This is a genomic window from Hydrogenophaga soli (assembly GCF_054777695.1).
Genome location: NZ_BAAHAK010000005.1, coordinates 93099 through 117505, shown reverse-complemented (window position 1 = coordinate 117505; position 24407 = coordinate 93099). Strand labels below are relative to the sequence as shown.

Annotated in this window: 25 protein-coding genes; 16 read left to right on the top strand and 9 right to left on the bottom strand. The window is 63.6% G+C overall.

Annotated elements, in window-relative coordinates; genetic code table 11:
* Positions 1–7: 7 nt before the first annotated feature.
* Positions 8–466 carry a DUF192 domain-containing protein gene (locus tag ACYVB7_RS10685; protein WP_460507266.1) on the bottom strand — a complete coding sequence of 153 codons (459 nt, stop codon included), beginning with the start codon at positions 464–466 and terminating at the stop codon, positions 8–10.
* A gap of 125 nt (positions 467–591) precedes the next feature.
* On the opposite strand from ACYVB7_RS10685, the gene icd reads away from it, so the two are divergent.
* The 5 genes from icd to ACYVB7_RS10660 all read left to right on the top strand — a co-directional run bounded on the left by icd (position 592) and on the right by ACYVB7_RS10660 (position 7154).
* A complete protein-coding gene (gene icd, locus ACYVB7_RS10680; RefSeq protein WP_460507264.1) occupies positions 592–1845 on the top strand; it encodes an NADP-dependent isocitrate dehydrogenase in 1254 nt (417 codons plus the stop codon).
* Between the two features lie 146 nt (positions 1846–1991).
* Positions 1992–2339 carry an ATP-dependent Clp protease adaptor ClpS gene (gene clpS, locus ACYVB7_RS10675; protein ID WP_460507262.1) on the top strand — a complete coding sequence of 116 codons (348 nt, stop codon included), beginning with the start codon at positions 1992–1994 and terminating at the stop codon, positions 2337–2339.
* A gap of 77 nt (positions 2340–2416) precedes the next feature.
* Positions 2417–4750: an ATP-dependent Clp protease ATP-binding subunit gene (gene clpA, locus ACYVB7_RS10670; protein WP_460507259.1), complete on the top strand. Its 2334-nt coding sequence runs from the start codon at positions 2417–2419 to the stop codon at positions 4748–4750.
* 22 nt (positions 4751–4772) lie between these two features.
* Positions 4773–5030 carry a DUF4212 domain-containing protein gene (locus ACYVB7_RS10665; protein WP_460507257.1) on the top strand — a complete coding sequence of 86 codons (258 nt, stop codon included), beginning with the start codon at positions 4773–4775 and terminating at the stop codon, positions 5028–5030.
* Between the two features lie 9 nt (positions 5031–5039).
* Positions 5040–7154 carry a sodium:solute symporter family protein gene (locus ACYVB7_RS10660; protein WP_460507255.1) on the top strand — a complete coding sequence of 705 codons (2115 nt, stop codon included), beginning with the start codon at positions 5040–5042 and terminating at the stop codon, positions 7152–7154.
* Between the two features lie 31 nt (positions 7155–7185).
* On the opposite strand, the gene ACYVB7_RS10655 is transcribed toward ACYVB7_RS10660, so the two are convergent.
* Both ACYVB7_RS10655 and ACYVB7_RS10650 read right to left on the bottom strand, forming a co-directional pair.
* On the bottom strand, positions 7186–7779 hold the full coding sequence (locus ACYVB7_RS10655) for a lysophospholipid acyltransferase family protein (protein ID WP_460507254.1): 594 nt from the start codon (positions 7777–7779) through the stop codon (positions 7186–7188).
* A gap of 100 nt (positions 7780–7879) precedes the next feature.
* Positions 7880–9163 carry a GNAT family N-acetyltransferase gene (locus tag ACYVB7_RS10650; protein WP_460507252.1) on the bottom strand — a complete coding sequence of 428 codons (1284 nt, stop codon included), beginning with the start codon at positions 9161–9163 and terminating at the stop codon, positions 7880–7882.
* On the opposite strand from ACYVB7_RS10650, the gene ACYVB7_RS10645 reads away from it, so the two are divergent.
* The 5 genes from ACYVB7_RS10645 (at position 9162) to ACYVB7_RS10625 (ending at position 14120) form a co-directional block, all read left to right on the top strand.
* On the top strand, positions 9162–10865 hold the full coding sequence (locus ACYVB7_RS10645; protein ID WP_460507250.1) for a glutamine-dependent NAD(+) synthetase: 1704 nt from the start codon (positions 9162–9164) through the stop codon (positions 10863–10865). The genes ACYVB7_RS10650 and ACYVB7_RS10645 overlap by 2 nt on opposite strands.
* A 13-nt stretch (positions 10866–10878) precedes the next feature.
* On the top strand, positions 10879–11916 hold the full coding sequence (locus tag ACYVB7_RS10640) for an AraC family transcriptional regulator (RefSeq protein ID WP_460507248.1): 1038 nt from the start codon (positions 10879–10881) through the stop codon (positions 11914–11916).
* Between the two features lie 247 nt (positions 11917–12163).
* Positions 12164–13042, top strand: coding sequence for a Rossmann-fold NAD(P)-binding domain-containing protein (locus tag ACYVB7_RS10635; protein ID WP_460507245.1), 879 nt, complete (start codon positions 12164–12166; stop codon positions 13040–13042).
* The gene (locus tag ACYVB7_RS10630) at positions 13039–13554 is read left to right on the top strand and encodes a DUF2269 family protein (protein ID WP_460507243.1); all 516 of its coding nucleotides are present in this window, start codon (positions 13039–13041) and stop codon (positions 13552–13554) included. Before ACYVB7_RS10635 ends, ACYVB7_RS10630 begins: the two co-directional genes overlap by 4 nt.
* Positions 13539–14120, top strand: a complete 582-nt coding sequence (locus ACYVB7_RS10625) for a DUF4166 domain-containing protein (RefSeq protein WP_460507240.1) — start codon at positions 13539–13541, stop codon at positions 14118–14120. The genes ACYVB7_RS10630 and ACYVB7_RS10625 overlap by 16 nt, the downstream gene beginning before the upstream one ends.
* 72 nt (positions 14121–14192) lie before the next feature.
* Here the strand turns inward: ACYVB7_RS10625 and ACYVB7_RS10620 are convergent, their stop codons facing one another.
* Genes ACYVB7_RS10620 through ACYVB7_RS10610 form a run of 3 tightly spaced genes read right to left on the bottom strand, consistent with a single transcriptional unit; the run spans position 14193 to position 15999 of the window.
* Positions 14193–14423 carry a hypothetical protein gene (locus tag ACYVB7_RS10620; protein ID WP_460507238.1) on the bottom strand — a complete coding sequence of 77 codons (231 nt, stop codon included), beginning with the start codon at positions 14421–14423 and terminating at the stop codon, positions 14193–14195.
* Positions 14407–14925 (bottom strand): nucleotidyltransferase family protein, encoded by a 519-nt coding sequence (locus ACYVB7_RS10615; RefSeq protein WP_460507235.1) that lies wholly within the window; start codon positions 14923–14925, stop codon positions 14407–14409. The genes ACYVB7_RS10620 and ACYVB7_RS10615 overlap by 17 nt, the downstream gene beginning before the upstream one ends.
* 30 nt (positions 14926–14955) lie before the next feature.
* Positions 14956–15999 carry an asparaginase gene (locus ACYVB7_RS10610; protein ID WP_460507233.1) on the bottom strand — a complete coding sequence of 348 codons (1044 nt, stop codon included), beginning with the start codon at positions 15997–15999 and terminating at the stop codon, positions 14956–14958.
* 71 nt (positions 16000–16070) lie between these two features.
* On the opposite strand from ACYVB7_RS10610, the gene ACYVB7_RS10605 reads away from it, so the two are divergent.
* Complete coding sequence (locus ACYVB7_RS10605; RefSeq protein WP_460507232.1) at positions 16071–16409, top strand: P-II family nitrogen regulator; 339 nt, start codon at positions 16071–16073, stop codon at positions 16407–16409.
* 7 nt (positions 16410–16416) lie between these two features.
* On the opposite strand, the gene ACYVB7_RS10600 is transcribed toward ACYVB7_RS10605, so the two are convergent.
* From ACYVB7_RS10600 to ACYVB7_RS10590, 3 genes are read right to left on the bottom strand one after another with little or no spacing between them, the layout of a single operon-like run.
* On the bottom strand, positions 16417–17040 hold the full coding sequence (locus tag ACYVB7_RS10600; protein ID WP_460507229.1) for an LOG family protein: 624 nt from the start codon (positions 17038–17040) through the stop codon (positions 16417–16419).
* Positions 17041–17056: 16 nt separating this feature from the next.
* Complete coding sequence (locus ACYVB7_RS10595; protein WP_460507227.1) at positions 17057–17458, bottom strand: diacylglycerol kinase; 402 nt, start codon at positions 17456–17458, stop codon at positions 17057–17059.
* Complete coding sequence (locus ACYVB7_RS10590) at positions 17455–17976, bottom strand: RDD family protein (protein ID WP_460507225.1); 522 nt, start codon at positions 17974–17976, stop codon at positions 17455–17457. The genes ACYVB7_RS10595 and ACYVB7_RS10590 overlap by 4 nt, the downstream gene beginning before the upstream one ends.
* 222 nt (positions 17977–18198) lie before the next feature.
* On the opposite strand from ACYVB7_RS10590, the gene ACYVB7_RS10585 reads away from it, so the two are divergent.
* From ACYVB7_RS10585 to ACYVB7_RS10565, 5 genes are all read left to right on the top strand, one after another.
* Positions 18199–19971, top strand: a complete 1773-nt coding sequence (locus tag ACYVB7_RS10585; RefSeq protein ID WP_460507223.1) for an acetolactate synthase 3 catalytic subunit — start codon at positions 18199–18201, stop codon at positions 19969–19971.
* A 131-nt stretch (positions 19972–20102) separates the two neighbouring features.
* On the top strand, positions 20103–20594 hold the full coding sequence (ilvN, locus tag ACYVB7_RS10580; RefSeq protein ID WP_460507221.1) for an acetolactate synthase small subunit: 492 nt from the start codon (positions 20103–20105) through the stop codon (positions 20592–20594).
* Positions 20595–20644: 50 nt separating this feature from the next.
* Positions 20645–21661, top strand: a complete 1017-nt coding sequence (ilvC, locus tag ACYVB7_RS10575) for an NADP-dependent ketol-acid reductoisomerase (protein WP_460507219.1) — start codon at positions 20645–20647, stop codon at positions 21659–21661.
* Between the two features lie 155 nt (positions 21662–21816).
* Positions 21817–22626: a CDP-alcohol phosphatidyltransferase family protein gene (gene pssA, locus ACYVB7_RS10570; protein WP_460507217.1), complete on the top strand. Its 810-nt coding sequence runs from the start codon at positions 21817–21819 to the stop codon at positions 22624–22626.
* Positions 22627–22863: 237 nt separating this feature from the next.
* Positions 22864–24405: a 2-isopropylmalate synthase gene (locus ACYVB7_RS10565; protein ID WP_460507215.1), complete on the top strand. Its 1542-nt coding sequence runs from the start codon at positions 22864–22866 to the stop codon at positions 24403–24405.
* Positions 24406–24407 lie beyond the last annotated feature (2 nt).

The window sequence follows — 24407 nt, the reverse complement described above, 5'->3', positions numbered from 1 at the left end:
GTGCTGGTCAGTGGCGAGCTGACTCGAACGGTGGGCCACCCAGCTTGGCTCCGGCCTTGAATCCACGCTTGGCAAACCAGCCTTGGTGCATTTCCAGCACGTAACGAACCGGTTTGGTCGAGCAGTGCGAGTCCAGCGTCTGGGGCTTCATGTCTTCCAGGTTGACGATGGTGCCGTCATCGGCCACAAAGGCGGCCGTCAACGGCAGCAGGGTGTTTTTCATCCAGAAACACTGGCTCGCAGGCTGCTCAAACACAAACAACATGCCTTCGTTGGGGGCCATGTCCTGGCGGTGCATCAAGCCCACGGCCCGCTCTTCCTGGGTGGCGGCCACCTGGGCCTGAATGAGGTGCATGCCCGCCTTCAAGGTCACCCGGGGGAGGTTCTGCTGGGGTTGCCCCTGGGACCACGCGGTTCCACTGAGCGTCAACAACAAGGCGCAACAACGGGCGATTTGACGGTACATACAGCACGGTTGGGATGGGTCTGGGCGAGCATTGTGCGCCATTTGGGCAGGGGTTTCGCAGCGACATTCACGACTAGAATTTGTCGCCTCACACCCCCCAGCAGCTCGCCAGGAGACCTGTTTTCATGTACCAGCACATCAAAGTACCCGCCGAAGGTCAGAAGATCACCGTCAATGCCGACATGTCGCTGAACGTGCCTGACGAGCCGATCATTCCGTACATCGAGGGTGACGGCACGGGGATGGACATCACCCCGGTGATGCTGAAGGTGGTGGACGCGGCCGTGGCCAAGGCCTACGGCGGCCAACGCAAGATCCACTGGATGGAGGTGTATGCAGGGGAAAAGTCCACCCAGGTGTATGGCCCCGACGTGTGGCTGCCCGAAGAAACCTTGCAGGCGGTGCGTGACTTTGTCGTGTCCATCAAGGGGCCGTTGACCACCCCGGTGGGCGGGGGCATCCGTTCCCTCAACGTGGCCTTGCGCCAGGAATTGGACCTGTACGTGTGCCTGCGCCCCGTGCAGTACTTTGCCGGTGTGCCCAGCCCGGTGAAGGAACCGCACAAGACCAACATGGTGATCTTCCGCGAGAACTCGGAAGACATCTATGCGGGCATCGAATACGAAGCCGAGAGTGAAAAGGCCAAGAAGCTCATCGACTTCCTGACCAACGAAATGGGTGTGCGCAAGATCCGTTTTCCCGCCACCTCGGGCATCGGCATCAAGCCGGTTTCCCGCGAAGGAACCGAGCGCCTGGTGCGCAAAGCCATTCAGTACGCCCTCGACAACGACAAGCCCAGCGTCACCATCGTGCACAAGGGCAACATCATGAAGTACACGGAAGGCAGCTTCCGCGACTGGGCCTATGGCGTGGCGTTGAAGGAGTTTGGCGCAGAACTCATTGACGGCGGGCCGTGGTGCAAGGTCAAGAACCCCCGCACCGGGCGCGACATCATCATCAAGGACAGCATTGCCGACGCGTTCCTGCAGCAAATCCTGCTGCGGCCCGCCGAATACAGCGTGATCGCCACCCTCAACCTGAACGGCGACTACATCTCCGACGCCCTGGCGGCCCAGGTGGGGGGCATCGGCATTGCGCCCGGGGCCAACCTGTCCGACACCGTGGCCATGTTCGAGGCCACCCACGGCACGGCCCCCAAGTACGCGGGCAAGGACTACGTCAACCCCGGCTCGGAAATCCTGTCAGCCGAGATGATGCTGCGCCACATGGGCTGGAAGGAAGCGGCAGACCTGATCATTCGGTCCATGGAAAAGTCCATTGCGTCCAAACGGGTCACTTACGACTTTGCCCGCTTGATGGAAGGGGCTACCCAAGTGAGTTGCTCGGGTTTTGGTCAGGTGATGATCGACAACATGTGACGAGGGGAAAAAGGGGGCGTTCCCAGAGGGAAAACCCTTGATCTCCGTGTCTTGCAGGCCGCGGTCAACGCCCGTTGACGCGGCCTTTTTGCTTCTGCGGACGGCTTGGCCCATGAGGGCATTCTTCCGTGGATAGAATGGTTTTCATGGCCACCAAGATCCCTCGCACCACCCCCCTGCCGCCCGACGGCGGGAGCTCGGATTCTGCGGTGCTGGAGCGCCAGACGTTGCGCACCCAGCCGCCGCGCATGCACCATGTGGTGCTGCTCAACGACGATTTCACGCCCATGGAGTTTGTGGTGCTGGTCCTGCAGGAGTTTTTCAACAAGGACCGGGAATCTGCCACCCAGATCATGCTCAAAATCCACCTGGAAGGGCGGGGTGTCTGCGGGGTGTTTCCCAAGGACATTGCGGCCACCAAGGTCGAACAAGTGTTGGATGCCGCCCGTCAGGCGGGTCACCCCTTGCAATGCATGCACGAGCCGATTGAATAAGTGTTTTTTGTCCCCACCATCGAGTTCCCCCTGTTTGAAGACTTCCAGTCTCCATCCCATCCACCGAGGAAAAGCCCATGATTGCCCAGGAACTTGAAGTCAGCTTGCACATGGCCTTTGTCGAGGCCCGTCAACAACGCCACGAATTCATCACGGTCGAGCACCTGCTGCTGGCCCTGCTCGACAACCCCAGTGCCGCCGAGGTGCTGCGGGCCTGCTCGGCCAACATCGACGACCTGCGCAAGTCGCTCACCACCTTCATCAAGGACAACACGCCGCAGGTGGCGGGCTCCGATGAAGTGGACACCCAACCCACCTTGGGCTTCCAGCGCGTGATCCAGCGCGCCATCATGCACGTGCAGTCCACCGGCAACGGCAAGAAGGAAGTGACCGGTGCCAACGTGCTGGTGGCCATTTTTGGCGAGAAGGACTCCCACGCCGTGTACTACCTGCACCAGCAGGGCGTGACGCGCCTGGACGTGGTCAACTTCATTGCCCACGGCATCCGCAAGTCCGACCCACCCGAGCCCACCAAGTCGGCGGACAACGCCCCCGAGGCCGAAGAGCAGGGTGAAAAAGCCAATGAAAAGGCCTCACCGCTGGAGCAGTTCACCCAGAACCTGAACCAGGCCGCCAAGGACGGCAAGATCGACCCGCTCATCGGTCGCGATTACGAGGTGGAGCGTGTCATCCAGATTTTGTGCCGTCGCCGCAAGAACAACCCGTTGCTGGTGGGTGAGGCCGGCGTGGGCAAAACCGCCATTGCCGAAGGGCTGGCCTGGCGCATCACCCAGGGCACGGTGCCCGATGTGCTGGCCGAGGCCAATGTGTACGCCCTGGACATGGGTGCGTTGCTGGCGGGCACCAAGTACCGCGGTGACTTCGAGCAGCGCTTGAAAGGCGTGCTCAAGACCCTGAAGGACAAGCCCCACGCCATCCTGTTCATTGACGAAATTCACACCCTCATCGGTGCGGGTGCGGCTTCGGGCGGGACGCTGGATGCCTCCAACCTGCTCAAGCCCGCCTTGTCCAGCGGGGCGCTCAAGTGCATCGGGGCCACCACCTTCACCGAGTACCGGGGCATTTTCGAGAAGGACGCTGCGCTGTCCCGCCGCTTCCAGAAGGTGGATGTGGTGGAGCCCACCGTCGAGCAGACGGTGGACATCCTCAAGGGTCTGAAATCGCGTTTTGAAGAGCACCACAACGTCAAGTACGCCGTGGCCGCCCTGCAGGCCGCGGCCGAGTTGAGTGCCAAGTACATCAACGACCGCCACCTGCCCGACAAGGCCATTGACGTCATCGACGAAGCAGGGGCCGCCCAACGTGTGCTGCCACCGTCCAAGCGCAAGAAGACCATCAGCAAGACCGAGGTCGAGGAAATCGTGGCCAAGATCGCCCGCATTCCCCCGGCCAACGTGTCCAACGACGACCGCGGCAAACTCAAGACGCTGGAGCGCGACTTGAAGAGCGTGGTGTTTGGTCAGGACAAGGCGCTGGAGGTGCTGGCCGCCAGCGTCAAGATGGCGCGTTCCGGCCTGGGCAAGCCCGACAAGCCGATTGGTGCCTTCCTGTTCAGCGGCCCCACCGGCGTGGGCAAGACCGAAGCCGCCAAGCAGCTGGCCTACATCCTGGGCATTGAGCTGATCCGCTTCGACATGTCCGAGTACATGGAGCGCCACGCCGTCAGCCGCCTGATCGGTGCGCCTCCCGGTTATGTGGGCTTTGACCAGGGTGGCCTGCTGACCGAGGCCATCACCAAGAAGCCGCATTGCGTGCTGTTGCTTGACGAAATCGAAAAAGCCCACCCGGACATCTTCAACGTGCTGTTGCAGGTCATGGACCACGGCACGCTGACCGACAACAACGGGCGCAAGGCCGACTTCCGCAACGTCATCATCATCATGACGACCAACGCGGGGGCCGAGACCATGAACAAGGCCACCATCGGCTTCACCAACCCGCGCGAGGCGGGCGACGAGATGGGTGACATCAAGCGCCTGTTCACGCCCGAGTTCCGCAACCGGTTGGACGCCATGGTCAGCTTCAAGGCGCTGGACGAGCAGATCATCCTGCGCGTGGTGGACAAGTTCCTGCTCCAGCTGGAAACCCAATTGGCCGAGAAGAAGGTGGAAGTCACCTTCTCCGACACGTTGCGCAAGCACCTGGCCAAGAAGGGCTTCGACCCCCTGATGGGCGCACGCCCCATGCAACGCCTCATCCAGGACACCATCCGCCGTGCCTTGGCCGACGAGCTGTTGTTCGGCCGCCTGACCGAAGGCGGGCGACTGTCGGTGGACTGGGTCACCCAGACCGACGACAAGGGCGTGGAGACCGGCGACGTCAAGCTGGACATCACGCCCCTGCCCAAGAAGGCCGACAAGGCCAAGCCTGAAGAAGCCGTGACCGATTGAGCGGCCCCGAGCCGCAGCGGCCTTGGAGCCCAGCCCCAGTCAGCGTCACTACTGGCGCAAGAACCTGACCCTGACCGCCGTCCTGATGGGGCTGTGGTTCGGGGTCACCTTTGGCGTGGCCTTTTTCGCCCGTGAGCTGAGCTTTCGCTTCTTCGGCTGGCCGTTCAGCTTCTGGGTGGCGTCGCAGGGGGCGCTGATCGTCTTTGCCCTCATCGTCTGGGTGTATGCCCATGTCATGGAACGCCTGGACGAAGCCCACGGCTTGGACGAAGAAGGCTGAGTCCCCCCCATGCCCCACATGTTCCGAGGTTCCCGTGGCGATGCCGATGCATCGGCGTCCATGTTCCGCCGTCAGGTGGACAAGGCCTACCGCTGGTACACGCTGTGGTTCGCGCTGTTTGTGGCGGCATTGGCGGTGGCCGAGCAGATGGGCATGTCGCGCGAGTGGATCGGCTTCATGTTCCTGCTGGCCACGGTGTCGGTGTACGCGGGCATCGGCATCATGTGCCGCACCACCGATCCCGTGGAGTACTACGTGGCCGGGCGGCGGGTGCCGGCGCTCTACAACGGCATGGCCACGGGGGCCGACTGGATGTCGGCCGCCTCCTTCCTGGGGCTGGCGGGCACGCTGTACCTCTCGGGCTACACCGGGCTGGCGTTTGTGCTGGGGTGGAGTGGCGGGTTTTGCCTGGTGGCGTTTTTGCTGGCCCCCTACCTGCGCAAGTTCGGGCAGTTCACCATCCCCGACTTTTTGGGCGAGCGCTACGGGGACAACGTCCCCCGGTTGCTGGGCATTGCCGCCACCCTGCTGTGCTCGTTCACCTATGTGGTGGCGCAGATCTACGGTGTCGGGCTGATCACCTCGCGCTTGTTGGGGGTGGCGTTCGAGCTGGGCATCTTCCTGGGCCTGGGCGGGGTGCTGGTGTGCTCGTTCCTGGGGGGCATGCGGGCGGTGACCTGGACGCAGGTGGCGCAGTACATCGTGATCATCGTGGCCTACATGATTCCCGTGGTCTGGCTCAGCATGAAGCAGACGGGCGTGCCGGTGCCGCAGGTGGTGTATGGCTACCAGCTGGAGAAGGTGTCCGCCATCGAGTCCGATCTGGGCGTGGACACCCGTGAACTGGAGGTGCGGCAGGTGTTTGCCGACCGCGCCGCACGGCTGGAAGCCAAGCTGGCCGATCCCGTTCGCGCCTTGGCCGACGATCGCAAGGCCGCGGAAGCCCAACTGGCGGCCGTGCGTGTGGCCCACGCCCCCCAAAAGGAGCAGGTGGCCGCCGAGCGGACCCTGGCAAGGCTGCCCCGCGAGCCTGAGGCCGCCGTGGCCCGCTGGCAACAGGAGTTGGCCGAGGTGCAGGTGAAGGCCAAACCCCTCAACGGCATGCCGCCACAGGCCCAGCAGTTTGCGGGCAACCCCGACGGAACCCCGCAAGAGCAGGCGCTGTTTGACCAGTCTCGCCGCAACTTCCTGGCGCTGGTGTTCTGTCTGATGGTGGGCACCGCGGCGCTGCCCCATGTGCTCACGCGGTACTACACCACCCCCAACGTGAAGCAGGCGCGGCAGTCGGTGACGTGGTCGTTGCTGTTCATCGTGCTGCTGTACTTCACCGCCCCGGCGCTGGCGGTGCTGGTCAAGTACGAGGTGTTTCACAACGTGGTGGGCAGCTCACTGAGCCATTTGCCGGCCTGGGTGGATGCCTGGCACAAGGTGGACCCCAGCCTGCTGTCCATCACCGACATCAATGGCGATGGCGTGCTGCAACTCAACGAGATGAACATCGGTGGCGACATCATCGTGCTGGCCACCGCCGAAATTGCCGGGTTGCCCTATGTGGTGTCTGGCCTGGTGGCCGCGGGCGGGCTGGCGGCGGCACTGTCCACGGCAGACGGCTTGCTGCTGACCATTTCCAGTGCGCTGAGCCACGACCTGTACTTCAAGATGATCGACCCCCACGCCGGTACGGCGCGGCGGGTCACGCTGTCCAAGATGGTGTTGTTGGTGGTGGCCTTGGCGGCGGCCTACGTGGCCGCGCAAAAACCAGCAGACATCCTGTTCCTGGTGTCGGCGGCGTTTTCGTTTGCCGCGGCGGCGTTTTTCCCGGCCCTCACCCTGGGGGTGTTCTGGCGGCGCACCACGGGGCTGGCGGCATCGCTGGGCATGGTGGCGGGCCTGGGCCTGACCTCGTACTACATGGTGGTCAACCAGCCCTGGCTGCGGGAGGTGTTTGGCATCACCGGGCCTGTGCGCCTGTGGTGGGACATTCAGCCCATTTCAGCCGGGGTGTTCGGGGTGCCGCTGGGCTTTGCGGTGATGGTGGTGGTCAGCCTGCTGTCGCCCCCACCGCCCCCCAAGGTGCAGGAGTTGGTGGAGCATGTGCGCTACCCCCGCAACCTGCACCGCTGACCCGGCTGGTTCAAGGGCGCTTGGGTGAAGGTCAATCCCCGGCGACAAACTGGTGCGGGTTCTTGCCCACGATGGTGGCGTAGAACGCCTTGATGGTGGCCATGTCACGCTCCACATCGCCCGTGGCCTTGAAGATGGGCCCCAAGCCGCTGACCTTGCGGCGGTAGTCCATGTAGGCCATCACGATGGGCACGCCCGCGCCCACGGCAATGTGATAGAAGCCCGTTTTCCAGTACCGCGTCTTGCTGCGGGTGCCCTCCGGCGGCACGATGAGTTGCAGCGGGCCCGCGGCGTTGCGGATGCTGTCGATGGACGCGGCCACCAGGTTGGTGGAGCGGCTGCGGTCCACCGGGATGCCGCCCAGCCAGCGCATGAGGCCGCCAAACGGAAAGCGGAAGATGCCGCTTTTGCCCATCCACTGCACCCGCAGGTTGAGCGCAAAGGCCACCATCAAGGTGTAGGGCAGGTCCCAGTTGCTGGTGTGGGGTGCGGCGATCAGCACGCTTTTGCGGGCTTCGTCGGGCAGTTGCCCTTCCACGCGCCAACCGGTCAGGCGCAGAAAACCCACCGAAAACGCCTTGAGCAGGGTGTTGACGACGGGGGTGTTGAAAATCGTGAGGGCCATGGGTCAAGGTCTTGAAAACTGACCGCGAATTACATCATGCCGCCCCAATTCGGTGCTTGACGCCGCGCAAACCTGGGGGGCTCAGGGGGTGTCCCGCGGGTCAGCGGCTGAGCGGACCTTGGCGAAAGGGGCTGCGGGTGTGCAGTTCGTCCAGGTAGTGGGCCACACCTTCGGTTTCCCGTTGCAGGTAGCGGTCGATGGCGTCGGCAAAGGCCGGGTGGGCCAGCCAGTGGGCGCTGGTGGTGCTGACGGGCATGAGGGCGCGGGCCATCTTGTGTTCGCCCTGGGCACCGCCTTCAAAACGATCAAACCCATGGGCAATGCACCAAGCCAGCGGCTGGTGGTAACAGGCGTCAAAGTGCAGGCAGTCCACCCGCTCCAGCGCCCCCCAGTAGCGGCCGTAGGCTACTCGGGGCAGATTTTGTGAGTCTTTTTGGCCTCTGGCGCTTTCATTGAAAGCGCTGACAGCTATCATACTGCAAGCAATGGGGTGCCCGGCACGCTCGGCCACAAACATCACCCAGTGCTGCGGCTGCTCCAGGGCCAGGCGGGTGAAGAAGTCCCGGCTGAGGTAGGGGGCGCTGCCGTGCTCCAGGTAGGTTTGCTGGTAACAGCGGTAGAAGAAGTCCCAGTCGGTGGGGGTGATGTCGGGGCCTTCCAGCACGCGAAAACCCACGCCCGCCTCGCGCACCTTGCGCTGCTCCTGTCGCACCTTCTTGCGTTTGTCCTGCGACAAGGTGGCCAGAAAGTCGTCAAAGCCGGTGTAGGGCTGGCCGGTGGCCTCACACCGGTTGGTCCAGTGGAACTGCACGGTCTGGCGCAACATCAGCCCGGCGGCCTGGGCGGCGGTCACGTCGTCGGCATGGGCAAACAGCAGGTGCAGGGATGACAAGTTTTGCTGCCGCGCCCGCTCCACCAGCGCGTGCACCAGGGCCAGCCGGGCCGCCGCGTCCACGGCCAGCAGGCGGGGGCCGGGCACCGGGGTGAAGGGCACGGCCACCACGCCCTTGGGGTAGTAGGCCAGCCCATGGCGGGCATGGGCGTCGGCCCAGGCCCAGTCGAAGACGTATTCGCCATACGAATGGCTTTTGAGGTACAGCGGCGCGGCAGCCAGCAGGTGTTGGCCGTCGGCCGACCACAAGGTCACCAGTTGCAGGGCCCAGCCGGTGGCGGGCACGGCGCTGCCGCTGTCCAGCAGGGCACCGAGGTATTGCGGTGTCATGAACGGGGCGGCGTCCCGGCCCTGGCGGCGTTCGGCCGCCAGCAGCGTCTGCCAGTGGGACAAGCCCACCTCGTCGGGATGGTTCAGGACCCGAATGACATAATCGTTTGACCCCTTGCCCCCCGACGGGGCCGCGCCTTGCTTCTGGATTTCCGCTCGCATGACCTTCCCAATTTGTCTGGCCCAGCTCAACTTCGTGGTGGGCGACCTTCAGGGCAATGCCCGTCGCATCATCGATGCCGCCCACCAGGCCCACGCCCAAGGGGCCCGGCTGTTGGTCACGCCCGAATTGGCCCTGTGTGGTTATGCCGCCGAAGACCTGTACCTGCGCCCCGGCTTTCTGGATGCCTGTGATGATGCCTTGGCCCAGGTGGTGGCGGGCACTGCGGGGCTGAAAGGCCTCACGCTGGTGGTGGGACATCCCCAGCGGCTGGCGGCGGGGGAGACCACCGTCCAGCCTCAGCACAGCCGCAGCGTGCGCGAGGCCCAGCTGTACAACGCCGCCAGCGTGTGGCGCGACGGCCAGCAGGTGGCGCTGTATTGCAAGCAAAAGCTGCCCAACTACCAGGTGTTTGACGAGCGGCGCTACTTTGTGCCCGGGCACCACCCGGTGGTGTTTGACCTGCCCGACGCCCAGGGCGCGTCGGTGAAGGTGGGCCTGCTGATTTGTGAAGACGCCTGGTTCGACGAACCGGCCTTGGCCGCCCGCGACGCGGGGGCGCAGCTGCTGCTGGTCATCAACGCCTCACCGTTTCACACCGGCAAGGGCAGTGAGCGCGAAGACACCATGCGCCAGCGCGTGGCCTGCACCGGGCTGCCGCTGGTCTACACCCACCTGGTGGGCGGGCAGGACGAAATCGTGTTCGAGGGCCGCAGCTTTGCGCTCAACGCCGATGGTTCGCTGGGCTTCCGGGCGGAAAGTTTCAAGGAAAATATGGCTCTACCGCTTATAGAAAAAGCGCAAGCAGCTATCAAAATAGTAGGGGCTGTGGCGGCAGAGGACTCGCTGGAGGCCGACCTGTGGCACGCCCTGGTGCTGGGTGTGCGCGACTACGTGGGCAAAAACGGCTTTCCCGGGGCGCTGTTGGGCTTGTCGGGCGGCATCGACTCGGCGCTGGTGCTGGCCATTGCCGTGGACGCCCTGGGCAAGGACAAGGTGAGGGCGGTCATGATGCCGTCGCCCTACACCGCCGACATCAGCTGGATCGACGCCCGCGATATGGCCGCCCGCCTGGGCGTGCGCTACGACGAAATCGACATCCGCCCGCACTTCGAGGCCTTCAAGGCCAGCCTGGCCTTCGACTTTGCCGGGCTGCCCGAAGACACGGCTGAAGAGAACCTGCAGGCCCGCATCCGCGGCACGCTGCTCATGGGCTTGAGCAACAAGTTCGGCAGCATCGTGCTGACCACCGGCAACAAGAGCGAAATGGCCACCGGCTACTGCACGCTGTACGGCGACATGGCAGGGGGCTTTGCCGTCATCAAGGACGTGGTGAAAACCATGGTGTTCAAGCTGGCGTGGTGGCGCAACGCCCACGACCCCTATGGCACGGGGGCCAACCCCATCCCCGAGCGCATCATCACCCGGCCCCCCAGCGCCGAGCTGCGCCCCGACCAGAAGGACCAGGACAGCCTGCCCGAGTACGAAGTGCTGGACGCCATCATCCAGCGCTACATGGAGAACGACGAGCACCCGGCTGCCATCGTGGCCGCGGGTTACGCCCAGGCCGATGTGGACAAGGTCACGCGGCTGCTGCGCATCAACGAGTACAAGCGCCGCCAAGCCCCGGTGGGCATCCGCGTGACCCACCGCAGCTTTGGCAAGGACTGGCGCTACCCCATCACCAGCAAGTACCGGGGTTGAGGGCTTGGACGGCGTGGGCCTGCCCCTGCTGAAAGCCGGTGCACTGCTGGCGTGTGGCCATGCCATGGGCACCGCGCTGTGGCTGGGTTTGACCCATGTGCGTGTGCAGCACTACCCCGGCCAGCGTTCGGTGCGTTGGGCGGCGTGGTGTCTGCTGGGCGTGCTGGCCAGTCTGCAGGCCATGCACTTCGCGTGGCTCTACGGCCCACTGGCGTGGGTGCATGGGCCGCTGTACCGCATGGCGCTGTTTGCGGTGGCGCCGCTGTTCTGGCACGTCGGTCTGGCGGTGTTGAAAGAAGCTCGCCCGCTGGGACCGATGTCGGTGCTGCATGCGGTGCCGCTGGTGCTGGCCGCGGGCTTGCCCTCGTCCGTGGCCGTGCCATTGGCCTTTGTGCTGGGGGTTGCTTATGTGGCGGCCATTGCCCCGGCGCTGCTGAAGTGGCGGCACCAGCGCGAACACTTCCAGCGCGAAATGGGCTTGCTGGCGGGGGTGCTGGTGGCGGGCTCGGTGGCCACCGTGCTGGGTGTGATGCGCTGGGCTCTGGGGGACGACGTGTTCTTCAGCCTGTACGCCGTGGCCATTGGCTTGGCGCTGTGGTTGCTTCAGTTGGCCTTGACATGGCGCCCCACCTTGGCCGAAGACGTTCAGGAAGCCATGCAGATGGCGGAGGCCACGCCCGAATCGTCCACGCTCAAACGCATCGATTGTGACCATGCATTGCAACGCTTGCAGCATTTGATGGACGAGCAAAAGGTGTACCTGGACCCCGAATTGAGTCTGCCGACATTGGCCGATCAATTGCAATTGAGCACGCACCAATTGTCCGAATTGCTCAACCACCACGTGGGCAAAGGATTTCTGCGCTATTTGCGTGAACATCGGGTGGCTGCGGCCAAATCCATGTTGCTGGATGAACCTTCGGCTTCCGTGCTGTCCGTGGGGCTGAATGTGGGATTCGCATCGCAATCCAGCTTTTACGATGCTTTTCGAGAGGTGGAAGGCATGACGCCCGGGCAGTACCGCAAACGGTTTTCCACCCCGCCCGCCTGATGGCGTCCGGCTGAAGCCGGGGTTTGTGTTCTGAACGGATCGTTTCGGAGCGCCACGGCCTCCAAAACGATCCATCCGGAGGCTTTGGAACGCCCCCCACATCACACTGAAGGCTCCTTGTTGGATGGGAGTTCTTCATGTGTTTTGAAAATGGATGGCCGCGGGAATGGGCGCGGGATTTTGTCCCCGGAGGGGTGAATTCAGACGTCAATGTCTGGATACCGACCCACTCAATGGGAGCAATGTCATGAACATTTTGCTGTTGGGGGCCAGCGGATTTGTGGGGCGCGCATTGTCCCGCGCATTGGTGGCCGCAGGGCATGAAATTCGTCCCATTTCCCGCCGACATGGCGTGAATGTGTCGGAACTGGTTCAACCCCAGGCTTGGCGGCCTTGGCTCCAAGGGGTGGATGCCGTCGTCAATGCCGTGGGCATCATCACCCCAGGGGCGGGGCAGCACTTCGACGTGCTGCACACCCAGGTGCCGCAGGCCCTGTTCCGCGCCTGTGCGCAGGAGGGGGTTCGTCGTGTGGTCCAGATTTCAGCCTTGGGGGCGGACGCGCGCGCGTTTTCGGCCTTTCACCTGAGCAAGCGGGTGGCCGATGACGCGCTGCGCGGCATGGACCTGGAGGGGGTTGTTTTGCGGCCATCGCTCATCCACGGACCGGGTGGCGCCAGCGCGGGCTTGTTCATGCGCGTGGCCCGTTGGCCACGCATTCCCGTGTTGGGCGATGGCGATCAGGCCATTCAGCCGGTTCACATCAGCGACGTGGTGGACGCGGTCCAGGCCTGCCTGGCGTCTGCACGGCCCCCTCAGACCGTGGATGTGGTGGGGCCGCGGACCTTCAGCATGGCGCAGTGGCTGCAAACCTTGCGGCAGGCGCAGGGCTTGGGTGCGGCGGGCTTGCTGCCCGTGCCCTGGCCGCTGGCGCTGGCCGCGGCCCGGGTGCTGGGCCGGATGCCTCCCTTCTACCCCTTGCTCACGTTGGACAACCTGCGCATGTTGCGTGGCGGTGCGGGAGCCGGGTACAGCATCGAACCCTTGACGGCCCTGTTGGGGCGTCCGCCCCGGCCATGGACGCCCGCACGGATTTCGTTGCTTGATGAAGAAGGAGAAATGGCATGAGCTACCTCAGCTGGAAGGCGCTGCACGTCCTCAGCATGGTGTTGCTGTTTGGCACCGGCTTGGGCAGTGCGTTTTACAAATGGATGGCCGACCGCCATGGCGAGTTGGCCCACATGGCGGTGACCAACCGGCATGTGGTGCTGGCCGACTGGGTGTTCACCACGCCGACGGTGATTTTTCAGCCCCTCAGCGGTCTGTGGATGTTGCACCTGATGGGGTGGCCGTGGACCACCCCGTGGGTGCTGCTCAGTCTGGCCCTGTATACGGTGGCGGGCCTGTGCTGGCTGCCGGTGGTGTGGATGCAAATCCGCATGCGGCAACTGACCGACGCGGCGCTGGCTGCATCGCTTGCACCGCCAGCTGCCGGAGCTGCCGAGCAGAACGACCACTGGCGTGTGGAGTACAGGCAACTGGCCCGCTGGTGGTTCGCGTTGGGGGTGCCTGCGTTCACATCCATGGTGGTTGTGGTGGTGCTGATGGTGTTCAAACACATTCCATGGGGGCAGTCATGAACGGGGTCATGGGTCGCGTGTTGGGCGAGGGGTGGGCGTCGCTGCATCCGGGTTTGCAGGCGCACCATCGCTTGGGTGCCACATGTGATGACGGGTACATGGACGTTGAGTTTCCGTGGTTCATGCGGCCTGTGCTGGCGGTGCTGGGCGGGTGCGGCATCCTGGTGAACCGGGCCGAGGCCGCGGTGCACACCGTGGTGCACAAGCACATGGAGGCTGAGGGCTTGCAGTGGCGGCGCACCCTCACGTTTGCCAACGGGCGGCGGCTGCACTTCAACAGCGTGTGGACGAGCTCGCGCGAAGGGGAGCTGGTGGAGTACGTCAACCGCGTCTTGGGCTTGCGGATGGCGGTGCGCGTGGTGGAGGGGCGGCTGCACTATGAGGGCTTGAGCCTGGTTTTTCGGTGGGGGCAGCGGTGTTGGCATGTCCCCGAGTGGCTGGGGTTGGGGCACACCGTCATTGAGGAAGTGGGGTTGGACGACACGCACTTTCGCATGGACTTTCGCCTCATTCACCCCTGGTTCGGGCAGGTGTTTCGGTATGCGGGGCGTTTCGAGGCCCGGTGAGGTTGGTTGCCGCAGGCGCGGTGCTTTCGCCGCTGCCTGTGTGCCTCGCCACCAACGGTGCCCAGAGGGCGGTTACAGCCGCCAGCAGTCGCCTTGCATGGGTTGGTCACGCACCGGCCACACGGGACACAGCATTTGCACCACCTCCATCAGGCTCAGCCATTCGGCAATCGGGTCCACACCGACGTTGGTGGTTGCGCTCGGCTTGAAAGGGATGCCCGCTTCGCGTGCCAGCGGCATCTGGGCCTCAGCCCCTTGTCGCATGGTTTCGGGTTTGGCGTCAGTGTCAACCGAGGAGTTCATGGAACAAATCCAGTTGGTTGAACAGAGCAAAATATTCACGCAACTCGGTCATGTCGAGGGACGGACGGTGCCGTTGCATGAGGGCGCGAATGTCGTCCAAGTCCCGGGTGCGTGTGGCATCGTTGGTGAAGCCTTGCAGCTTGAAGCCGATCAACCCCTCCACACTGATGACGCGCAAACGGCCCATGGGCGTTTCGCGTGGCGTTGCCTGCGCCAGCAGGCGGCGTGCGAGCGGACGATGCGCGTACAGCAAATCCAATCCTTCCATGCCACGCACGTAGTTGGCTGCGTCCTCACTGCGGTACAGGCATTGGTAGCCCAAATTCAGCAGCGCGTCGTGCACTTCATTGGCCGCTTCGGCTGCCACCAGGAAGTCAACATCTTTGGTGGCGCGAATCACCTGGTGTGCCGCGACCGCCAAGCCTCCAATGAGCGCCGGCTCAGTACCGCTGAGGGCGAACATGGCTAATGCTTCGCGGATTTGTTCTGCCAGGTTGGGCATGGGTTCCGGGTGGGAATGGGCGTGTGGGGATCATAGTGCCGACCTGAAGGCCAGCCGCACCACCGGCACCATCTGCCCCACATCCAGCCCGGCGGCGTTTTTCATGGGGGGTGGGGTGAACTCTGCCAGCGCGGCACGGGCGTTGTCGTCCAGCCAGCCCAGTTGCTCGAGCACGGCGGCCACGGCCACCATCAGGGCTTTCAGGTTGCCGTCGGCCACCTTGGCGGCCAGGGCCACGCCACGGCTGCGGCTGGCGATGGCCTGCACGCCGTCGGCGCCCACTTTGCACACCCAGTCGCCTCGCCCGGCGCGGGCCAGGGTCAGGTCGTTGCGGCCTTGGCCACTGACCATTTCAGGGTGCTGGGCCATGGCGGTGGCAATGCGGCATGGGCCTTCGCCGTACACGGGGTCGGGTTCGGCCAGGGTCAGGCGCGCAAAGGCATGGGCCAGGGCGGGCAGGGGCAGGGCGTAGTTGGGGGCGCTGCACCCGTCCACGCCCATCACCAGCGCTGACGCAGGAACCCCGGTGAAGTGCACCACGCTGTCGCGGATGGCCTGTTGCACCGGGTGGGCGGGGTCCAGGTATCCCGCCAGGGGCCAGCCTTCCGCAGCGGCCAGCAGCAGCATGCCCGAGTGTTTGCCCGAGCAGTTGTGGTGCACGTTGCCAAACGTTTGTCCGGGGGCTGGCTGGGTGCCCGTGGCCGCAAACCGGTAGGGCACATGGCTGCCGCAGGCCAGGGCCTGTGGGGTGGTGCCTGCACGCTCCAGCAGGTTGGTGACGCCCCGGGTGTGCAGGTCTTCGCCGTTGTGGCTGGCGCAGAGCAGGGCGGTTTCGGCGGGCCTGAGCCGGTAGCGCTCGGCATGCCGGGCGATCAAGGGCATGGCCTGGAAGGGCTTGAGGGCCGACCGGGTGAACATGGGGCTGGTGATGTCGCCCGCATGGGCGAGCAACTGCCCACTGGTGTTCACCACGGCCACGGAGCCCAGGTGGATCAGTTCGGGATGGCCGCCGCGGTGCACCACGGTGAGGGGTGTGTGTGAGGGCAATGCACCAAAGGTGTGAGGCTGGATCATGGCTTGGGTATCATGCGGACAAACACCTTTCTACCCCAGTTTTTCACACTCCCATCGACAGGAATTCCGACATGAAACAGATCACCGCCGTCATCAAGCCGTTCAAACTGGAAGAAGTGCGTGAAGCCCTGGCCGAGCAGGGTGTGACGGGGTTGACGGTGACCGAGGTCAAGGGTTTCGGGCGCCAGAAGGGCCACACCGAGCTGTACCGCGGTGCCGAGTACGTGGTGGACTTTCTGCCCAAGGTGAAGGTGGAGGTGGTGGTCAAGACCGATGATGTGGACCGCTGCGTGGACGCCATCATCAAGGCCGCTCGCACCGGCAAGATTGGCGACGGCAAGATTTTTGTCACCTCGGTGGATCGCGTGGTGCGCATCCGCACGGGTGAGGAAGACGAAACCGCCGTCTGACCCCGCCTCACATCTGTTCGGTCTGCACGCGCTGGTGCACGCCACCGGCGGCAGACCGCAGCGTGGGCAGCAGCTGCACGTCGGTGCCCACGTGCAGCAGGTCCATCTGCCAGGTGGAGACAAAGCCGTTGTCCACCGTCTGGCTCAAAAAGCCCAGCAGGCTGTCGTAGCAGCCGTTGACGTTGAGCAGGCCCAGCGGCTTGTCGTGGTAGCCCAGCTGCCGCCACGCCCACACCTCAAACAGTTCCTCAAACGTGCCAATGCCGCCGGGCAGTGCCAGGAAGGCGTCGGCACGCTCGGCCATCAGGGCCTTGCGCTGGTGCATGTTGGCCACCACGTGCAGCTCGGTGCAGTCGGTCTTGGCCACCTCCTTGTCCACCAGTGCCTGGGGGATGACGCCCACCACGCGCCCACCGTGGGCCAGGGTGGCATCGGCCACGACGCCCATCAGACCGTTGTTGCCGCCACCGTACACCAACTGCCCTCCCTGTTGGCCGATCCAGGCGCCCACGGCCCTGGCGGCATCGGCGAATGCGGGATGGGTGCCCATGCGGGAGCCGCAGTAAACGCACAGCGAAAAACGGGGCGCTTCAGTGCCGTTGGGCGTGGTGATCCGGTCCATGGTGTTCATGTGAAGGGTCCTGAGATCAGCCGCCCCAGCGACTCCAAAGGGCACCGACCCAGGTGCCCACGCACAACAGCAGGCTCAGCAGCACGGCGGCGCTGCCCATGTCCTTGGCCCGTTTGGACAGCTCGTGCCATTCGGGGCCGATGCGGTCGATGGCCGATTCCACCCCGGTGTTGAGCAGTTCCACCACCATCACCAGCACCACGGTGCCGGTGAGCATGGCCACCTCCAGCCAGTTGCGTCCCACCCAAAAGGCAGCGGGCACCATCAAGAGGGCGGCCAGCGCTTCCTGGCGAAAGGCGGTTTCGTGCCATCCCGCACGCAGGCCGGCCATGGAGTAGCCGGTGGCATGCAGCATGCGGTTGAGGCCGCGGCGCGCCTTTTGCGGGTTGACCGGGTCGTTGGGGTCGATGGGGGTCATGATTTAGCGGGTTTGGGTTCAGACTTCACCAGGCGCGTTCCTGCCAGGGCGTCGTGCAGGTACTGGCGCTGCGGGTGGAAGCGGGACAGCAGGGCGTAAATCCAGATCCAGCCCCCAATGACCACTGCAGATTCGCCCACGCCAAGCTGGAACGTCCATGCGGCCACCAGCGGGGGCAAAAACCACAACCAGCTCAACAGGTAACGGGCCAAGGCGCGGGGCTGGGTCAGGCGTTGGCCCTGGGCATCCACCACCCGGATGTGCCAGGTTTTCATGGCCAGGGTCTGGCCCTTGGCCCAGAACCAGGTGAAGTAAATGCCCAGCACCACAAACACAAAGGCCTGGTGTGCATGGCGGTTCTCCAGGGCATGTTTGGTCTGGCTGAGCGATGAAAACAGGTAGCCCGCGACAAACACCACCCCAAAGAGCAGCATGCCCTCGTAAAGCCAGCTTGCGAGGCGTCGCGGCAGGGGCGGGGCGGTCAGGTCAAGGGAGGCGTTGGAGGCTTGTTCTGGCATGGATGCAGCGGGGAGCGAGCGCGGATTGTGGCATTCTTGTCTGAGCAGCTCGGCCACAGTGCGATAATGGCAAGTTGCAAATTCAAGGCAAACGGATCAAGGTCGCGCAGCCAATGGTGGTTGCCCATGGTTTTGGTCTCAAGTCCCAACCCGGCCTCACAAGGGTTCGTGAAGGGGCACCCAAGGTTTTTCGTCAGAGAAATTCTCGAAAGGTTCATCAAAATGGAAATCTCCAAAGCCGAAATGGCATCCGCTGCCGCCGCTGGTGCGCAAGCTCAAGAACTCCGTGGTGCTGAAATCCTCGTCAAGGCCCTGCAGGCCGAAGGCGTGAAGTTCATCTGGGGCTACCCCGGTGGCGCCGTGCTGCACATCTACGACGCTTTCTACAAACAGGACACCATCCAGCATGTGCTGGTCCGCCATGAACAGGCGGCTGTGCATGCGGCGGACGGTTATGCCCGTGCCACGGGCGACGTGGGTGTGGCGCTGGTCACCTCGGGTCCGGGTCTCACCAATGCCGTGACCGGCATTGCCACCGCCTACATGGACAGCATTCCCATGGTCATCATCAGTGGGCAGGTGCCCACGGCGGCCATCGGGCAAGACGCCTTCCAGGAGTGCGACACCGTGGGCATCACGCGCCCGGTGGTCAAGCACAACTTCCTGGTGAAGGATGTGCGGGACATGGCCATGGTCATGAAGAAGGCCTTCCACATCGCCCGCAGTGGCCGTCCCGGCCCGGTGGTGGTGGACATTCCCAAGGACGTGTCGTTCAACAAGACGGCCTACACCGGCTACCCCGAGACGGTGGAAATGCGCTCGTACAACCCGGTGCGCAAGGGGCACGGCGGCCAGATCCGCAAGGCCCTGCAGCTGCTGCTCAACGCCAAGCGTCCCTACATCTACACCGGCGGTGGCGTGTTGATGTCCAACGCCGTCAACGAGCTGCGCACGCTGGTGGATTTGCTGGGCTACCCCATCACCAACACGCTGATGGGCCTGGGTGCATTCCCGGCCACCGACAAGCGCTTCCTGGGCATGCTGGGCATGCACGGCACGCTGGAAGCCAACAACACCATGCAGAACTGCGACGTGTTGCTGGCGGTGGGCGCTCGGTTTGACGACCGCGTGATCGGCAACCCCAAGCACTTTGCGCAGAACGAGCGCAAGATCATCCACATCGACATCGACCCCTCCAGCATCTCCAAGCGGGTGAAGGTGGATGTGCCCATCGTGGGTGACGTGAAGGACGTGCTGACCGAGCTGATTTCCATGATCAAGGAAAGCCAGCAAAAGCCCGACGCACAGGCGTTGGCCGCCTGGTGGTCCACCATCGAGGATTGGCGTGGCCGCGATTGCCTGAAGTACGACCCGGGCAATGGCGACGTGATCAAGCCGCAGATGGTCATCGAGACCCTGTGGAACATGACCCACGATGCCGACGCCTACATCACCTCTGACGTGGGCCAGCACCAGATGTGGGCCGCGCAGTACTACAAATTCAACGAGCCGCGCCGCTGGATCAACTCCGGTGGCCTGGGCACCATGGGCGTGGGCATTCCCTACGCCATGGGCATCAAGCTGGCCAAGCCCGAGAGCGAGGTGTTCTGCGTGACCGGCGAAGGCTCGGTGCAGATGTGCATTCAAGAGCTGTCAACCTGCCTGCAGTACAACACGCCCATCAAGATCCTGTCGCTCAACAACCGCTACCTGGGCATGGTGCGGCAGTGGCAAGAAATTGAATACTCGGGCCGTTACAGCCACAGCTACATGGACGCGTTGCCCAACTTCGTGAAGTTGGCCGAGGCCTATGGCCATGTGGGCATGTTGATCGAACGTCCACAAGACGTTGAACCCGCCCTGCGCGAGGCTCGCAAGCTCAAGGACCGCACGGTGTTCATGGACTTCCGCACCGACCCCACGGAGAACGTGTTCCCCATGGTGCGTGCAGGCAAGGGCATCACCGAGATGCTGCTGGCCAGCGAAGACCTTTGATTTTGAGCCTGTTATTGGCCTCTACCGCTTTCATGTAAAGCGGTAGCAGCTATCAAATTTGTAGAATCTATTGTTCGCCAAGCCTGGGGCTTACCGGTTCCAGGGGAGGGCGGCGAAAAGAGGAAACTGTCATGAAACACATCATTGCCGTGCTGCTCGAAAACGAAGCCGGCGCACTCTCCCGCGTGGTGGGCCTGTTTTCGGCCCGGGGCTACAACATCGAGTCGCTGACCGTGGCCCCCACCGAAGACCCCAGCCTGTCGCGCATGACCATCCAGACCACGGGTTCGGACGACGTCATCGAGCAGATCACCAAGCACCTCAACCGCCTGATCGAAGTGGTCAAGGTGGTGGATCTGACCGAAGGGGCCTACACCGAGCGCGAGCTGATGATGGTCAAGGTCCGTGCCGTGGGCAAGGAGCGCGAAGAGATGAAGCGCATGGCCGACATCTTCCGTGGCCGCATCATCGACGTGACCGAAAAGAGCTACACCATCGAGCTGACCGGCGACCAGGGCAAGAACGACGCTTTCCTGGAAGCCATCGACCGCAGCGCCATCCTCGAAACCGTGCGCACCGGTGCCAGTGGCATCGGTCGCGGCGAACGCATTCTGCGCGTCTGAACCCGCGCACATCCTCTCAACCAACACCCCTATTTCAACCGGAGCAACCCATGAAAGTTTTCTACGACAAAGACTGTGACCTGAGCCTGATCAAGGGCAAGACCGTGGCCATCATCGGCTACGGCAGCCAAGGCCACGCCCACGCCCAGAACCTGAACGACAGCGGCGTGAAGGTGGTGGTGGGTCTGCGCAAGGGCGGAGCCTCGTGGGACAAGGTCGGCAAGGCCGGTCTGACCGTGATGGAAGTCAACGACGCCGTCAAGGCCGCCGACGTGGTCATGATCCTGTTGCCCGACGAGCAGATCGCCGAGGTGTACAACAACAACGTGGCCCCCAACATCAAGCAAGGTGCTTCGCTGGCGTTTGCCCACGGTTTCAACGTGCACTACAACCAAGTGGTGCCCCGCGCCGACCTGGACGTGTGGATGGTGGCCCCCAAGGCCCCGGGCCACACCGTGCGCAACACCTACACGCAGGGTGGCGGCGTGCCCCACCTGGTGGCCGTGCACCAGGACAAGTCCGGCAAGGCCCGTGACCTGGCGCTGAGCTACGCCATGGCCAATGGTGGCGGCAAGGCCGGCATCATCGAGACCAACTTCAAGGAAGAGACCGAAACCGACCTGTTCGGCGAGCAAGCCGTTCTGTGCGGCGGCGCAGTTGAGCTGGTGAAAATGGGCTTCGAAACCCTGGTGGAAGCCGGTTACGCCCCTGAAATGGCCTACTTCGAGTGCCTGCACGAGCTCAAGCTCATCGTGGACCTGATCTACGAAGGCGGCATTGCCAACATGAACTACTCCATCTCCAACAACGCGGAGTTTGGCGAGTACGTGACCGGCCCTGAAGTCATCAACGACCAGTCTCGCGCCGCCATGCGCAACGCCCTGAAGCGCATCCAGAACGGCGACTACGCCAAGATGTTCATCCAGGAAGGCCGTCTGAACTACCCGTCCATGACCGCCCGCCGCCGCAACACCGCCGACCACCCGATCGAAGTGGTGGGTGGCAAGCTGCGCGCCATGATGCCTTGGATCGCCAAGAACAAGCTGGTCGACCAGACCCGCAACTGATGGCGGTGTTTCCCGGCCTGTCCGGGAAGCCGCAGTCAGCAAGGCCACTTCGGTGGCCTTGTTTTTTTGGGCGCACGCGTCTAGAGGGCGCAGGCCTGTGCAGGCGCGATTTTTCTTGGGGCTACACTAGGCGCCCGTCACCAAAGTTGGATCGCATGAACGACGATACGCAGCCCAAGGGCACTCCCCCGCTGACGTTGCCCAAACGGAACAAGGGCATTTACATCCTGCCCAACCTCATCACCCTGGCCGCCTTGTTCGGTGGCTTTTACGCCATCGTGATGTCCATGAACGGTCGGTTCGACCTGGCCACGGTGGGCATTTTTGCCGCCATGGTGCTCGACAGCCTCGATGGCCGTGTGGCCCGCATGACCAACACCCAAAGCGCCTTTGGGGAGCAGATGGATTCGCTCTCCGACATGGTGTCCTTTGGCGCAGCTCCGGCGCTGGTGGCCTATGTGTGGTCGTTGACCAACCTGGGCCGCTGGGGCTGGATTGCGGCCTTTGTGTACTGCGCGTGTGCGGCTTTGCGCCTGGCGCGCTTCAACGTCAACACCAGCGTGGTGGACAAACGCTTCTTCCAGGGGCTGCCATCGCCCGCCGCGGCTGCACTGGTGGCCGGGTTCATCTGGTTGATGACCGACGTCGGCATCCAGGGCGTGGACGTGCAATGGTGGGTGTTTGGCATCACGCTGTACGCGGGTTTGACCATGGTCACCAACGTGCCGTTCTACAGTTTCAAGGACGTGCACATGAAGAAGAGTGTGCCGTTCGCGGTGATCGTGCTGCTGGCCCTCACCATCGCCATCATCAACATCCATCCGCCCATCGTGCTGTTCGGCTTGTTTGTGGTGTATGGCCTGTCGGGGTATGCCGTGTACGCCTGGAAACGCTCCAAGGGCAAGCCCACCAGCGTGATCAGCACCTCGACCGATGAGCCCGACGAGCGCGGGCTGCACAGTTGAGTGCACCCGGCGGTGCACATGGGTATTCCCCAGCGGGGGGATGTTCGCTTTCTGTTAAAGTGCCTTGCATGAATTCCTTCAGCCTGCTGCTACTAGCCAACCTACCCCACGGGCAGGTGCTTTAGCGCACGCGTCTTCAACCGACAACGGCCCGTTTGCACCCGCAGCGGGCCGTTTGTTTTGGAACTGCGGGTTTTTTCAAGCGTCGCCCATGAGGCGACCCACCGGAGAATCGAGATGAGTGACCAGTTGATCATTTTTGACACCACCTTGCGTGATGGCGAGCAGTCGCCTGGCGCGTCCATGACCAAGGACGAGAAGCTGCGCATTGCCCGTCAACTGGAGCGTCTGAAGGTCAACGTCATCGAGGCCGGTTTTGCCGCCAGCTCCAACGGCGACTTCGAGGCCGTCAAGGCCATTGCCGATGTCATCAAGGACTCCACCGTGTGTTCGTTGGCCCGTGCCAACGACCGTGACATTGGCCGTGCGGCCGATGCCCTGGCTGGTGCCAACAGCGCCCGCATCCACACCTTCATCGCCACCAGCCCGCTGCACATGGAGAAGAAGCTGCGCATGTCGCCCGAGCAGGTGCTGGAGCAGGCCAAGCTGGCGGTGCGTTACGCCCGCACCCGTGTGGGTGATGTGGAGTTCAGTCCCGAGGACGGCTACCGCAGCGAAATGGACTTTCTGTGCCGCGTGATCGAGGCGGTGATTGCCGAGGGGGCCACCACCATCAACGTGCCCGACACCGTGGGGTATGCCATTCCGGAGTTGTATGGCCACTTCATCAAGACCTTGCGCGAGCGCGTGCCGAATTCCGACAAGGCCATCTGGAGCGTGCATTGCCACAACGACCTGGGCATGGCGGTGGCCAATTCGCTGGCGGGTGTCAAGATCGGCGGCGCACGCCAGGTGGAGTGCACCATCAACGGCCTGGGCGAACGGGCAGGCAACTGCTCGCTGGAAGAGGTGGTGATGGCCGTGCGCACCCGCCGCGACTACTTCGGGCTGGACGTGGGCATCGACACCACGCAGATTGTGCCCGCCAGCCGCATGGTCAGCCAGACCACGGGGTTTGTGGTTCAGCCCAACAAGGCCGTGGTGGGGGCCAATGCCTTTGCCCACGCCAGCGGCATCCACCAGGACGGCGTGCTCAAGGCCCGCGACACCTACGAAATCATGCGTGCCGAAGACGTGGGCTGGAGCGCCAACAAGATCGTGCTGGGCAAGCTGTCGGGTCGCAATGCGTTCAAGCAACGCCTGCAGGAACTGGGCATCCAGATGGAGTCCGAGTCCGAAATCAACACCGCCTTTGCCAAGTTCAAGGAACTGGCAGACCGCAAGGCAGAGATATTTGACGAAGACATCCTGGCACTGGCCAGCGACGAAAGCGTCACCGCCGAAAAGGAGCAATACGGTCTGGTGTCGTTGTCGCAGCGCAGCGAGACCGGCGAGCGTCCGCATGCGGAGGTGGTGTTCACCATCGACGGCAAGGAGGTTCAAGGCACTTCCGATGGCAACGGTCCGGTGGATGCCTCGTTGAAGGCCATTGAATCCCATGTGAAGAGCGGTGCCGAGATGCTGTTGTACTCGGTCAATGCCATCACCTCGGGTTCCACCGAGAGCCAGGGTGAAGTGACCGTCCGGTTGCAGCAGGGTGGCCGCGTGGTCAACGGTGTGGGGGCCGATCCTGACATCGTGGTGGCGTCGGCCAAGGCGTATTTGAGCGCCCTCAACAAGCTGCACAGCAAGGCGGACCGGGTGGCTGCCCAAGGCTGATC